Genomic DNA, 12,477 nt, shown 5'->3' with positions numbered 1-12,477 from the left:
TTTTTAGAAGTAGGTGTCATGGTTGATAAACCTCCGCAGCTAATTGATAGATATACTACAGAGATTGTACCAGAATTGCACGCCACTTTCAAAATATCGGCATGACACTACACTAGTACTTTGATCAAAGAAGATTAAGTAATAGACTCCTATCTCTTAAGCAATCAAATATTTTCTTTCCGAAAACAAAAGCCAGCCCTAACCCTTCCTTGTCAGTGCTGGCTTTCTAGTGCTGTGTTGCGCTTTATCTTCCGCTTTCGCCTCAGTCGTTATTTTCTACTCACTTTTCACCTATTATCTTATCATAGAACTTATACCAAGTTTAGCCAATTATTATACTATTTTTGCTAAGATTTTTCCTTTTAGGAAAGGCCCCTTATCCTTTGCCTTTCTAGCCCTCCTTCCCTCTTGATTCACTTTGCATATTATTTCTCCCCTGCTATTTTCCTGAAAAAAAGACCCACCCGCCTTGGGTGAGTCAAAATCTTTAGGCTTGTGGTTCTCTCCATTCGCCGCCTTGAGCCAGCTGCTGCTTGCCAAGTTCATTAATGATCACGGAGATGTGTTCCTTTGGTGCGCCAGTGTCTTCTGAGATCACCCGGGTCACGTCCTTCATCATCTTTTCCAGTTGTTCTGGCGTCCGGCCAGCCAAGAGTTCAATGTGTACAAATGGCATTGTTTTGCTCCTTTTTTCAAAAACAAGTAACTTTTCCTACATTATACCTGCTTTTTTAGAAAAAGTATCTGCCAAAGCTACTTTGCCAAAAGTTCCTTGATTGCCTGGTCCAGCGGAGTCAAGCCGCCCAGAACTTCTTCCAGGTCGCTGCTTTCTTCCGTCAATGAACCATCATCAATTGGCTGTTGGAAGGCAGCGTACATTGCCGCCGTATCATGATCCAAGCCCAGGCCTTCCAAGGCCTTCACATATTCGTCCTGGCTGACCTGCTTGGCTGCTGCTTCTTCACCAGTTGCCACGTTCAAGGCCTCTGCCAGGTCCTGATAGCTCCGCTTCGGGCCAGCAAATTCGTAAACTTCCTTTGGATCATCACTGGTCAAAACCTTAACCGCTGCCGCGACATATTCACTTTCCGATGCCCAGCCGGCAAAGTTGTTAGCCCAGTAAAGCCGGTTTGCCGGACCTGGAGCCAGGAAAGTCATTTCGTTTTCTAGGTACCAGTTGTTGCGCAGGAAGGAGTGCCTGAGGCCGCTCTCCTTAAGCAGCTTTTCCGTCAGCTTGTGGTCAGCTGCCAGCCAGTTGTCGCTTTCACTGGCCTTCGGGAAACTGGTGTAAGCCACGTAGCCAACGCCGGCATTCTTAGCAGCTTCAACCACATTCTTGTGCTGGTCAGCTCTAGTTACTGCCCCGCCTGGCTGAGAGGAAATAAAGAGCAACTTGTCCACGCCAGCCAGGGCCTTTTCTACAGCTGCTTCATCGCCGTAGTCTGCTTGGCGGATTTCAATTCCAGCTGGCAAAAGCTGCTTCCCCTTTTCTTCGTTGCGGACGATCGCCACTACATTTTCTGCCCCAACTGCATCAACCAAATTCTTGACCGCGGTCTGGCCAAAGTTGCCAGTAGCCGCTGAAATAGCGTACTTCATAATTGCCTCCGTTAGTTTCTTTTTCTCTTTTTTCTATTTCGTTTACTTGTTATTTTTAAATCTACAGTAATTCTAGCACGTGTATTTTTAAAGTCAACATCTATTTCCATAAAAAAACGCCAGCTTTCGCTGACGTAATTAAGCAAGCTGCCCTTCTTCTTTTATCTGGTCGACAATTTCCCGCAGGCTGATCTCCCGCATCTTGGCAAAAGCCGCCTCTTCCACTTCCGCGTAGGCCTTAGCCAGCGGCCCTTGAATGTTGCCGCCAACCGGACACTTTTGCTCCGTGTCTTCATCGACGTGCAGCAAGTGGTGGTCCATACCGACTGCCGCGAAGATATCGTAGAGGCTGATCTCTTCCGGCTTCTTGGCCAGTTCCGGCTCAGCGCTCCCCTGCTTGGTATTCAAAAGCCCTGCCTTGCGCAGGTCCATCATCAGACTACGCACCATGCTGGGATTGGTCAAGATGCTACGCGCGATCGCCCGGCTGGACAGGTCATCATCGGGAAAAATCTCGATGTAGACCAGCAGGTGGACCGCGTCACTCAATTTATGGGAAAATTTCATTTTTTACCAGCTCCTTTTTAAAAAAAAGCCTGTTTCCTTAATCTTAACAGCTTTTCCGGCAATTTGCCACTTTTGCTGTGTTCCACGTGAAACTACCGCTGGCATTTCTCCCGTAAAAACTTGATCAAGTCCGGGCTGCAGTTTTTCTTCAAAAGCAGCATGCCCTGGTCCGGAGCCGGCATCATGATGATTTCCTCGTCAGTTTCAACATAGCGGCTGATCTGGTCATAGCGGTATTCCCCGTCCCCCCGGTTGGTCAAAACCAGGAAGTGGTCCGGGTAGAATTCGTAGCGCACGTAGTCATCCTTGATGGCTGGCATGCCCACGTAAATCTTCTTCAGCCGCCGCTTATAGAGGTAGACGAGTGCCGCCGGGTAAAAAGCAATCACCAGGGCAAACATGACCGTAAAGTCATACTTCTTCAAGGCGAAAGCCACCGCTCCGGCTGCGATCCAGATTGCTTCCGCGATCATGATGATCCGCCGCCGGCTCTTTTCCGTCACCTTCATGGCCATTCTGGTGTACTCGTTCAAGTCCATGTGAATCTCGCTGATATATAAGGCTTGTGCCATCTGCCTCACGTCCTTTCTATTAAAAATTATAAGCTATTCTTCCCTGCCCGTAAAAAAAGACGCGCCATCGCGCGTCTAATAATACTAATACCTGTCTTCCTTGCTCTGTTCATAAGTTTCGGCGATTGCCAAATTGTAGTATGGCATCAGCCAGATACCCAAAATTCCCAGGGTAAAGGCGGTCAAAATGTACCAGCCAAAGAAGGATAAATTAAGGCAAAGCAGCTTCCAGACCCGGCCCTTAGTCAGCTTCCAGCCAGCCCCGATTTCTGCCCAGACTGACCGCTTCTGCCCGGTCCGCACATCATCGTCGATCACGTAAACGACATAGGTCAGCCGCAGCTCAATCCAGACCAGCAAAACGACCAGCAAGATCAAAAGAATGATGCTTACCGCTACCGGTACTTGCGGAATGGCTGACCCAACCACCGCGGCCGCGATCGCCACGGCCACGGTCACGGCTACGGTCCCGATGATCAAGGCTTCAATCACCCCATAAATGAGCAAGCGGGCAATGTGCTGGCCGGTTAGGCCGCACCAGGCATTTGGCTCTTCCCCTCCCTTTTGGATCTTATTCCGCCAGCGATCAAAGAAGATGTAGCCGTTAGCCGTCAAAAGCGCGGCCGCGATTTCCAAGAGAAAGAAGATGATATTAGCTCCAACCCACGACTTGGAATCAGTGGCCTGGTCAACGATATTCGGTATGATATTTGCCACAACTAGAAGCAGGCCTATCGGCATGTAGATCTTCTTCGGAATCTGCTTCAGGTTTTCCCGGGCCAGGGCCCGGATTTCCTTCGCTTTCATTGTTCTCTCCTCTGTAAAAAAGCTTTTATTATTTTCACCATTATTATAGCGCTGATTGTTTCACATGTAACATAATTCTTTTCCTATCTTCCCCGCTGCTCCCTTGTGTTATGATGGTAAAAAATCTTTCCACAGTGAGGTCAAATCCATGGAACTTTCCCCATTGAGCCCGCCCCGGCTCGTCAGCAATCAGCAAGAAAACATCTGGCAAACCCTGCGCCGGCAGCTGCTGACCTGCCAGTCCTTTACCTGGGCCGTGGCCTTCATCACCGCCGACATGCTGCCCCCTTTCAAGCTGGTCATGGAAGACCTGCAAGCCAGCGGGGTCCGCGGGACCATCATCACCGGGACCTACCTTGCCTTCAACCAGCCCCGGGTTTTCGCCGAGCTCTTAAAAATTTCCAATCTTACCGTCCGGATCGTGGACGGTCCCTTCCATGCCAAGGGCTATCTTTTTGACCATGGGGACTGGCAGACCGCCGTCATCGGCAGCGCCAACTTCACCCGGTCCGCCCTCCTGGCCAACCAGGAATGGTGCCTCAAGGTCGATTCCCAAACAGATTCGGCCTTGCCCCGGCAACTAGCCGCGGCTTTAGCGGACTTGACGGGCAAAAGCCAGCCCCTGACTTACACCTGGCTGGCTGACTATGAAAAAAGCTGGCAGCCGCCAGCCAAGCCTGTGTTACACGTGAAACAAGAAAAGATCGTTCCCAACCAGATGCAGGCAGCCGCCCTGGAAAATCTCCAAGCCTTAGTCAAAAGCGGCGCCCGCCGGGCCCTTGTCGTTTCTGCTACCGGGACGGGGAAAACCTACCTGGCGGCTTTGGCGGTCAAAGACTTTGCCCCCCACCGCTTCCTCTACCTGGTCCACCGGGAAGAGATCGCCCGCAAGGCCCTTGAGACCTTCAAAAAGGTTATCGGAGGCAAGGACAGCGACTTCGCCCTTTTGACCGGGACCAGCCACCAGCAGGCCCGCTACACCTTCGCGACCATCCAGACCGTTTCCCGGGACCAGTTCCTGGCCAGCCAGGCAGCTGATTTTTATGACTACATCTTGATTGACGAAGCCCACCGGTCCGCCGCGCCCAGCTATCAAAAAGTCCTCAGCCACTTCAGCCCGTCCTTTTGCCTGGGTCTGACAGCTACGCCGGAGCGGATGGACCAGCAGGATATTTTTGCCCTCTTTGACTACAATTTAGCCTACGAGATCCGCCTGGCCGATGCCCTGGAAAGCAAAATGCTCACGCCCTTCCACTATATCGGTATCCGCGACTATGAAATTGACGGCCAGACTTCTGATGACTTCAGCGACCTCCGCTGGCTGGGCGCGAAAAAGCGGGTCAGCTACCTCCTTAAAGAACTGGATTATTACGGCTACAGCGGTCCCCGCCCCTGCGGCCTGGTCTTCTGCAGCCGGCAGGAAGAAGCCCGGCAATTGGCGGAAGCTTTTACTCAACAGGGCCAGCCGGCCCAGGCCTTGACCAACCAGGATTCCCCAGCTGTCCGCCGGCAGGCGGTCAAGGATCTGGAAAGCGGCCGCCTCCACTACCTGGTGACGGTCGACCTTTTCAACGAAGGCGTGGACATTCCCGCCCTCAACCAGATCGTCATGCTCCGGGCCACCCAGTCAACCACGGTCTTTATCCAGCAGCTGGGTCGGGGCCTGCGCCTCTACCCGGGCCAGGACTTCGTCACCGTCCTGGACTTCATCGGCAACTACCAGAACAACTACCTGATCCCCCTGGCCTTAGCCGGGAAAAAGCTCTCCCGCGACCAGCTGAAGTACCAGCTGCAAACCGTCAGCTTTGCCGGCCTGTCCACCATCAACTTCAGCCGGATCGCCAGCCAGGAGATCCTGGCCTCCCTGGACAAGGTCAAGCTGGACTCGCTCAAGCAGCTGCGGGAAGCCTACGCGGACCTGGCCCAGCAGCTGGGCCGGGCGCCCCTTTTGCTGGATTTCGCCAAAAAAGACCAGGTCTCACCCCGCCTCTGGCTGGACAACAAGTCCCTGCCCCACTACGGAGCCTTCTTGGAAAAAATGGGCCAGCCCTGCCAGCTGTCCTCTTACGAAAGCCAGGTCCTCTCCTTCGTTACTAAGGAACTGGCCCCAGGCCAGCGGCCACATGAACTTTTGCTTTTGCAGGCTCTTTTGCCAAAAGGCCAAATCAGTCAGACAGACTTCCAAGCTCTGTTAAAAAATTACGGGGCCTACGACTCACCCGCCTTGGAAAAATCTCTGGAAGCCATCCTCTCCTTGGACTTCTATGATGTCAAAAGCGGATCAACTAGCCAAAAGGCCAAGTACGGCGGCGAGCCTGTCGCCTGCTTAAAGGACGGCTGCTGGTCCTTAAATCCTCAGATCGTCCAAGCTAGTCCCGACTTCCTCCGTCTGTTTAAAGACGCGGTCGAAACTGGCCTCTTCCTCGCCAAAGAAAAAGACCCGACTCAAGACTTCACCCTCTACGCGGCTTACGACCGCAAGGAGGTCTGCCGCCTGCTCAACTGGCCACTAGACGTCAGCCGGCCCATGTATGGCTACCGGCTGAGTGGCAATGTCTGCCCGGTTTTTATCACTTATCAAAAAACTGACCAGGAGCAAAGAAATGCCCGCTATGACAACCAGGCACGCGGCCAGCGCCTGGCCTGGTATACCAGAACTCCCCGCCACCTGTCTTCCCCGGAAGTCCAGCAGCTCTTGCGGGGGACGGAATCTGGCCAGCAAGTCACCCGGATTCCGGTCTTCGTCAAGCGGGCGGATGCCTACGGTCCAAAGTTTTACTACCTGGGCTCAGCGAAAATCGACCCTGCCACGGTCCGCGAGGTAAATCTCAAGGGCAAGAGCGCGGTCGGCCTGGATTTGGTTCTGCCTGATCCCCTGCCAGCCAAAATCGCCGACCAGCTTTTTAGCAATTAAAAAAGGCTTCCCGGCCGGGAAGCCTTTTTGTGTGCCCGCTTCATGACGCGGACGGTAATATCTTTCAAGGCAAAGTAGAGGATCGGCGTGCAGACCGCGGTTGAAGGAAGGCCGCGACCAGGGCTGGCTGCAATGCCGTCCCGGCCATCAAGGCAGCCACGACCATCGTCGCGTAAGAGGTAAAAATCTTGGTTACCCCGGCGATGACCGCCAAAATAATGATGTTCTTCTTGCTGTCGTTGTACTTCATGCCCTTGTAGACCGCGGACAAAATGGCAGCCGCGGTAGAGACGGCCGTGGTCAGCCATAGCCGAGTCCAGCAGGATGAATTTCCCCTGCCGGCTGTATTCTTCCAGCCCCTTCTCCCAGACCCGGCTGGCCGCCTGGCCCAGGTAGCCCAAATAGATGGCGTCAAAAGAGATCTTTTCCTTGTCCCAGTGCGCCCAAATATCTGGCAGACTGGCCGACAGGTCCAGGAAGGTGTTCTCCCCGAACCCGCCCGTATGCGTTGACAAAATTGCCGTTGGCAAAGCCGCGGTCTGCAGGCCGCTGGCCCCTAACACGGGCAAGGCGACCGCCAGCGAGACTTGACCAACACAGGATAGATCTTGACTGATCAAGACTGGATTTCACTTTGGCTCCTCCTTATTGCTCAGTAGCTCTATTATATGCTTGCTTAAAAAATATGAAAGTAATTATTGCGAAACTTTTTTCTAATCTGGTAATAACTAGTATAACACGGGTATTTTCATTTTCAGAGCACAAGAAAAGCCAGTTGCTTAGAAGAACAACTGACTTTGGTTAGGAATGTGTTGTGTATGTATAAAATTCAATGCAATGTTACATTGAGGAAAGAAAAATAAAAGAAATTTGGATGTTGCAACTTGCGGCTCTCCACAACCTCAAGCTACGAATCTAATATACAAGATAGTTGTGATGAAAATATGATCTTTTCCTTACGAATTTCAAAACAGCTATCATTTTTAAGCTATTTACTTATGCTGCTTACTTATTACTTAGTAAGTATAATTTAAACAGTCAGAAGTTCGTAAACGTAGCTGGTCTCGTTTTCCCGGTAGACCCCATGCAGGGTGCCGACCCGCTTAAAGCCGCTCTTTTCGATCAAGTGCTGCATGGGCAGGTTATCCTCATGGGTGTCGACTCTGACGGACTTGATGTCATTGAAGCCGCTGGCGAAGTAGTTGATCACTGCCTGGTAGAGTTGAGAAGCATAGCCGTGACCAGTGTGGTCAGAGTGGATGGCCACCCGGTGGATGGTAACGTAGTCATTCGTGTCGATTTGCCAGTGCCCGTCCAATTGATCATAAGCGTGGTCCGGCGCGGGAATAATGGTCAAGGTCCCGACTGTTTCCCCGTCGTCGGCCTTGGCCAGGTAGGCATAGCCATTCTCGATGTCCTGGCGGACGTGGTCAGGGTTCGGGTAGTCCCCCTGCCACTGGTCAATCCCTCTTTCTGCCAGCTGGTTGCGCCCGTCCTGCAGGATCGCCATCACCTGGTCAAAATCTTTCAATTCTGCTTTTCTAATCTGCATTTCCTATTCGCTCCCTTATCTATATTACTGGTTCAATGACAACGACAAAGGGTATTTTACATAAGTCGGCAGGCAAGCTCAAACGATCTGCTTAAAGGGAAGCCTTTTCAGTGCTAAAAACTGTAATATTATTTAAGAATTAGAAAAGGTTGTGTCAAGGTTTTGTAACATTGCAGTTATATAATGAGGATTGTTGCAAAACAAACCACTTATTTTGAGCATTTTCAATCACACACTTTTTTAATGGAAGTACCAGATACATGAAGTTTAAACACCTTAAACTGCTTGCGTTAGTCTCCACATTAACGGCAGCTGTAAGCATGAGCTTCGCCGGCCTGGCACAGGCCAGCACGACCAGCGCCAGCAGCCGTTCTTATGGGGTTGACGTGTCAAGCTACCAGCCAACCAGCACGACCAAGTACAGCAAGGCGGGCGCTCAGTTCGTCATTGTCAAGGTCAGCGAAGGCACCAGCTACCGAAATCCAAACGCCAAGGCACAAGTAGCCAGCGCCAAGGCCAACAAACTGTTGCCAATGGCCTACCACTTCGCCAATTTCGGTTCCAGCTCATCCAGAGCTAAGAGTGAAGCGGACTACGCTATCGCCAGCGCCAAGGCAGTCAAGCTGCCAGTAGGCTCATACCTGGCTATCGACTGGGAAACCAGCAGCGGCAACTCAACCAGCGGGAGCAGAAGTGCTAATACCAGCGCCATCATGACCTTCATGAAGAAGGTTAAGGCAGCTGGCTACCAGCCATTGCTCTACTCTGGTTCTTACCTTTTGAACAACGCGATCAACATGAGCACGGTTACGTCAACCTACCCTAACTCATTGTGGGTAGCCTACTACACCAGCTCAGGCCGGATCGACGCGCCAGACTTTTCATACTTCCCGTCAATGAACGGGGTCATCATCTGGCAGTTCACTGAAAACTGGAAGGGGCTGAATGTTGACGGGAACATCTCAGTTCTGCCTCTGTCAATCAGCTCCAGTTCTTCATCAAGTCCATCTAAGACGCCAGCCAGTCAAGCTCCTGTAAGCAAGACTAAGAAGAAGATCATGTCTAAGTCTTACGTCTACACTTCCGCCGGTAAGAGAACCGGTGCTTACAAGAGCGCGTACACTTACGTTTACGTGATCGGCGGGATCGTCAAGATCGGCAGCAACAACTACTACAAGATCGGGACCAACCAGTACATCAAGGTCAACAACGTTGATGGTACTGCCTGCAAGCTGATTCACAATGCTTGGACTTACAATAGCAAGGGCAAGCGGGTGAAGTCAGTTGCTACCTTAAAGAAGGGCAAGCAGGTCTTCACTTACGGCGGCAAGCGGAAGATCGGTAAAAAGACTTACTACCGGATCAACGTCGGCCGTTACATCAAGGCAGGCAACGTTAAGTAAGCCGGATCGCGAATTAATTTTAGAAACAAACAAAGCTCTAATTGCCACAGAGGTAGTTAGAGCTTTTTTCATAAAAAAATTAGCGGTAATACTTGGTCAGCAAAATGAGGAATAATTCGACAATCGCATTGCTTCGATTGCATCAAGACATGCACTCATCGCTGCTCATAACTTAGGCATCCTCCAGTTACTTCTTACTCCTTTTAAAAGATCTGACGATTTGCGTGCTTACAGCAATGACTATCACCGCGACAGTGTAAATGCTACTCCAAAGCTTTTCGCTTTCCCAAACATTTCAATTGCTGCCGCGGAATGCTCACCAAAAATCATCATGCCATAACTATAGTAGAGAGAATGGAGAGTTATGAAGACCAAGCCTACTACTATGATTAACAGTACTTCTGCCAGCCAGGTAAAATATTTTTCTAACATCGCTACTGCTCTTCACGCAGCTGGCTCCGCTTGTTGAAGTAGTTGCGGTAGGACAGGTAGCCCGCGATCACGGCGCCCAGGCCAGTCGCTGACAAAAGCATGAAAGTGACCATGATCTGGTACTTGATTGCATAAACTGGATCCACGCCGGCAAAAATCAACCCGGACATCATCCCCGGCAGGTTGACCAGCCCCACCGTCTTAGCTGAATCGATCGTCGGCTGCATGGCAGTCTTGATGCTCCGCCGCAGGATGGTCATGCTGGCCGTCTTCACGTCAGCCCCGAGGGCGATTTTTTCCAAAACCTGCTGGCGCTGGTCATGGAAACCCGTTGCTAAAACCTTATAGCACAGACCCATAGCCACCATCTCATTGCCGGCGATCATCCCCGTAATCGGAATGATCTGCATCGGCTTCAGCTTCACCGTCTGAGTCAGCAGCAATACGCCCAAGGTGATGTAAGTCCCGATCAAAAGGGCCATGATTGACTGCCAGAGCTGGCGGTTCGGGTTGGGATCCCGCTTATTGGCGTTCCAGGCCGCGTTAAAAATGATAAATAAGGTCATCAAGAGGGTCAAAAGGGCATTGTTGACCTGCATGATGAACTTCAAGACGTAGCCGACAATGACCAGCTGGACGATAGCCCGGCCCACGCTGTAAAAAATGTCCCTGGTCAAGCCCAGCTTTTCCTTCCAGGAAATCGCCACGGGTACCAGGACAAGGGCAAAAGACAAGATTAATGACAGATCGCTGACAGCCATTGCTTTCATTTCAAAACTCCTCCTTTTTCCATGTGCAGGAGCTGCTTGGAAGCGGCCAGCTCCTCTTGGTCGTGGGTCACCTGCACGATCGTGGTTCCCTCCTGGTGCACCCGGGCGATCAGCTGATGGACGATTTGCTTGCTCTCTTCATCCAGCCCGGTCGTCACTTCGTCCAACAGGAGGAGCTCCGGCCGGAAAAGCAGATTACGGATCAAAGCCACCCGCTGCTTCTCCCCGCCAGACAGGGTGGTAATCTTTTTATCCAAATAGTCAGCTGACAAATCTACCTGCTTCAAAGCTTCCTGGGCCCGCTTTTCAGCAAAGTCCTGCTTGCGGATGGCAAAAGGCAGGGCCAGGTTGTCCTTAACCGTTTCGTCGAACAAGGTTGGCTGTTGAAAGCAGTAGGACACCTGCCGGCGGTACTGGACCAGATCCAGGCTATCAAGATTTTGCCCCTTGTAAAAAATCTCCCCCTTATTAGGTGAAATCAAGCCCGCGATCAGCTTCAAAGTCGTGCTTTTCCCGCTGCCCGACGGTCCGGTCAAGGTGAGGTAGTCCCCCTCCTCCACGGCAAAGGAGACGTCTTGCAGGATTTCCTGGTCACCTGCCCGGTAGGACACCTGCTTGAGTTCAATGAGTGCCATTTCCTTCCTCCTGATTTCTGTAATTTTTATACTGCAGTTACATTATAGTCCAAAAAGGACGAGTCGCTTCCGCTAAACGACTCGTCCCTTTTCGATGATTAAGCTTTTAAAAATTTGACTGTCCGGGCCGCGAAGTCACTGGCATTTTGGAAAATGCTCATGTGCCCCGCGGGCCGGTGCCGGCCAAAATCAGGTACTTGATCCGCTCTGGGATCAAAGCGACTACTTCCTGAGCAATCATGCCGCCCATGGAAATTCCCAGCAGGTCAATGGCCTGCATGGCCGTCCGGGCCGTCAATGGAACCGCCGCGGCTTCCTCATCGGTTAAGTAGGCTGGCACCTTAGCCACTGCCTGCTCACTGATGACGATTTCCTCAGCAAAAGCCCCCATATTGTCCAAAGGAGTCCGGGCATAGACCCGGTCACCGGCTTGGAAATTTTTGACAGCAGAACCTGCCTGCTTGACGATGCCAACAAATTCGTTGCCCACAGTCTGGGGCAGCTTGTAAGGCACGACCAGCTTCAAATCGCCATGGGCTATGAGGTTGTCCAGTGGGTTCACCGCGGCCACCTTGCTTTCAATCAGCAAGTCATGGTCGCCAACTGCCGTGGTCAGTTTGATAATTGGGTTCTTTGAGTCCTATTTAATCAGTTGTGCTTCCCGCATCTGTGTCCTCCGCGGCTTGCTTCAGCCGATCAATAACGTCAGCCAGACTGTTCTTGGCCAGCGCCTCTTTCAGTTGCCTCTCCGCTTCATCTAAAAATGGAAAGACGACTTGCTTGATATTTTTGCCTACAGGACAAGCCGGGTTGGGATTCTGGTGAATTTGAAAAATCTCCACGTCATCCCCGTTGACTGCCTGGTATATTTCCAGCAGGGACAGAGCCTCAGGCCGCTTCAGCAGCCGCGTCCCTGACTTCCCCCGCTGGCTGGCAATGATTCCATGATCCTTCAAAAGGGCCATCACCTTACGGATATAACTGGCATTAGTGCCGACGCTCCTGGCCAAGTCATCGGAATTCAGATCCCGGGGGCTGGTGGCCAGCATAACTAAAATATGGATCGCTACCGTGTACTTCGTGTCTCTCATACCTGCTCCTTTGTTAATGTATCTGATACAAATACATTACCGGGAGGACTTAACTGCTAATTTCCCAGGATTTTACAACTCAAGCCATACGGCTGACAGATTTTCTGCCAGCCGTATTTCTTTTATGCATGACTT

The 12,477-nt window shown here is 51.5% G+C and carries 12 protein-coding genes and 3 pseudogenes; 2 read left to right on the top strand and 13 right to left on the bottom strand.

Translation table 11 applies throughout. The features are described from left to right. Positions 1-487 precede the first annotated feature (487 nt). From FD23_RS06510 to FD23_RS06490, 5 genes and pseudogenes are all read right to left on the bottom strand, one after another. Positions 488-679: pseudogene (locus FD23_RS06510) on the bottom strand (2-hydroxymuconate tautomerase); the annotation flags it as partial. A 74-nt stretch (positions 680-753) separates the two neighbouring features. Next, positions 754-1,599: an NAD(P)H-binding protein gene (locus FD23_RS06505; protein ID WP_025896216.1), complete on the bottom strand. Its 846-nt coding sequence runs from the start codon at positions 1,597-1,599 to the stop codon at positions 754-756. 138 nt (positions 1,600-1,737) lie between these two features. Further along, the gene (locus FD23_RS06500; protein ID WP_025896215.1) at positions 1,738-2,166 is read right to left on the bottom strand and encodes an Rrf2 family transcriptional regulator; all 429 of its coding nucleotides are present in this window, start codon (positions 2,164-2,166) and stop codon (positions 1,738-1,740) included. Between the two features lie 92 nt (positions 2,167-2,258). After that, positions 2,259-2,738: a YcxB family protein gene (locus tag FD23_RS06495; RefSeq protein WP_025896214.1), complete on the bottom strand. Its 480-nt coding sequence runs from the start codon at positions 2,736-2,738 to the stop codon at positions 2,259-2,261. Positions 2,739-2,822: 84 nt separating this feature from the next. After that, a complete protein-coding gene (locus FD23_RS06490) occupies positions 2,823-3,545 on the bottom strand; it encodes a DUF975 family protein (RefSeq protein WP_025896212.1) in 723 nt (240 codons plus the stop codon). Positions 3,546-3,693: 148 nt separating this feature from the next. On the opposite strand from FD23_RS06490, the gene FD23_RS06485 reads away from it, so the two are divergent. Then, positions 3,694-6,459 carry a DUF3427 domain-containing protein gene (locus tag FD23_RS06485; protein WP_025896211.1) on the top strand — a complete coding sequence of 922 codons (2,766 nt, stop codon included), beginning with the start codon at positions 3,694-3,696 and terminating at the stop codon, positions 6,457-6,459. Here FD23_RS06485 and FD23_RS09720 read toward each other — a convergent pair. The 3 genes and pseudogenes from FD23_RS09720 to FD23_RS06475 all read right to left on the bottom strand — a co-directional run. Beyond that, positions 6,456-6,766 (bottom strand): annotated as a pseudogene (locus tag FD23_RS09720) (ECF transporter S component); the annotation flags it as partial. The gene FD23_RS06485 and the pseudogene FD23_RS09720 sit on opposite strands and share 4 nt — an antisense overlap. Further along, positions 6,738-7,079, bottom strand: a pseudogene (locus FD23_RS06480) (carbohydrate kinase family protein); the annotation flags it as partial. The pseudogenes FD23_RS09720 and FD23_RS06480, both read right to left, overlap by 29 nt. A 410-nt stretch (positions 7,080-7,489) precedes the next feature. Continuing rightward, positions 7,490-8,011: a GNAT family N-acetyltransferase gene (locus FD23_RS06475; RefSeq protein ID WP_025896209.1), complete on the bottom strand. Its 522-nt coding sequence runs from the start codon at positions 8,009-8,011 to the stop codon at positions 7,490-7,492. Positions 8,012-8,271: 260 nt separating this feature from the next. On the opposite strand from FD23_RS06475, the gene FD23_RS06470 reads away from it, so the two are divergent. After that, a complete protein-coding gene (locus FD23_RS06470; RefSeq protein ID WP_052933504.1) occupies positions 8,272-9,414 on the top strand; it encodes an SLAP domain-containing protein in 1,143 nt (380 codons plus the stop codon). 243 nt (positions 9,415-9,657) lie between these two features. Here the strand turns inward: FD23_RS06470 and FD23_RS06465 are convergent, their stop codons facing one another. The 5 genes from FD23_RS06465 to FD23_RS06445 form a co-directional block, all read right to left on the bottom strand. Then, a complete protein-coding gene (locus FD23_RS06465) occupies positions 9,658-9,846 on the bottom strand; it encodes a hypothetical protein (protein ID WP_168161980.1) in 189 nt (62 codons plus the stop codon). Positions 9,847-9,848: 2 nt separating this feature from the next. After that, complete coding sequence (locus FD23_RS06460; RefSeq protein WP_025896499.1) at positions 9,849-10,616, bottom strand: ABC transporter permease; 768 nt, start codon at positions 10,614-10,616, stop codon at positions 9,849-9,851. Next, positions 10,613-11,251, bottom strand: a complete 639-nt coding sequence (locus FD23_RS06455; RefSeq protein ID WP_025896497.1) for an ABC transporter ATP-binding protein — start codon at positions 11,249-11,251, stop codon at positions 10,613-10,615. Before FD23_RS06455 ends, FD23_RS06460 begins: the two co-directional genes overlap by 4 nt. A gap of 157 nt (positions 11,252-11,408) precedes the next feature. After that, complete coding sequence (locus FD23_RS06450) at positions 11,409-11,840, bottom strand: alcohol dehydrogenase catalytic domain-containing protein (protein WP_375711321.1); 432 nt, start codon at positions 11,838-11,840, stop codon at positions 11,409-11,411. A 55-nt stretch (positions 11,841-11,895) separates the two neighbouring features. Then, a complete protein-coding gene (locus FD23_RS06445; RefSeq protein ID WP_025896496.1) occupies positions 11,896-12,342 on the bottom strand; it encodes an Rrf2 family transcriptional regulator in 447 nt (148 codons plus the stop codon). Positions 12,343-12,477 lie beyond the last annotated feature (135 nt).

Origin of the sequence: Lactobacillus delbrueckii subsp. delbrueckii DSM 20074 = JCM 1012, assembly GCF_001433875.1 — a bacterium.
In the GTDB taxonomy this organism is placed as follows: Bacteria; Bacillota; Bacilli; order Lactobacillales; family Lactobacillaceae; genus Lactobacillus; species Lactobacillus delbrueckii.
This window is presented reverse-complemented; position numbering and strand designations above follow the sequence as displayed.

Coding starts and splice junctions, on each gene's coding strand:
- FD23_RS06505 (WP_025896216.1), bottom strand. CDS start 1,599: ATGAAGTACGCTATTTCAGCGGCTACTGGCAACTTTGGCCAGACCGCG.
- FD23_RS06500 (WP_025896215.1), bottom strand. CDS start 2,166: ATGAAATTTTCCCATAAATTGAGTGACGCGGTCCACCTGCTGGTCTAC.
- FD23_RS06495 (WP_025896214.1), bottom strand. CDS start 2,738: ATGGCACAAGCCTTATATATCAGCGAGATTCACATGGACTTGAACGAG.
- FD23_RS06490 (WP_025896212.1), bottom strand. CDS start 3,545: ATGAAAGCGAAGGAAATCCGGGCCCTGGCCCGGGAAAACCTGAAGCAG.
- FD23_RS06485 (WP_025896211.1), top strand. CDS start 3,694: ATGGAACTTTCCCCATTGAGCCCGCCCCGGCTCGTCAGCAATCAGCAA.
- FD23_RS06475 (WP_025896209.1), bottom strand. CDS start 8,011: ATGCAGATTAGAAAAGCAGAATTGAAAGATTTTGACCAGGTGATGGCG.
- FD23_RS06470 (WP_052933504.1), top strand. CDS start 8,272: ATGAAGTTTAAACACCTTAAACTGCTTGCGTTAGTCTCCACATTAACG.
- FD23_RS06465 (WP_168161980.1), bottom strand. CDS start 9,846: ATGTTAGAAAAATATTTTACCTGGCTGGCAGAAGTACTGTTAATCATA.
- FD23_RS06460 (WP_025896499.1), bottom strand. CDS start 10,616: ATGAAAGCAATGGCTGTCAGCGATCTGTCATTAATCTTGTCTTTTGCC.
- FD23_RS06455 (WP_025896497.1), bottom strand. CDS start 11,251: ATGGCACTCATTGAACTCAAGCAGGTGTCCTACCGGGCAGGTGACCAG.
- FD23_RS06445 (WP_025896496.1), bottom strand. CDS start 12,342: ATGAGAGACACGAAGTACACGGTAGCGATCCATATTTTAGTTATGCTG.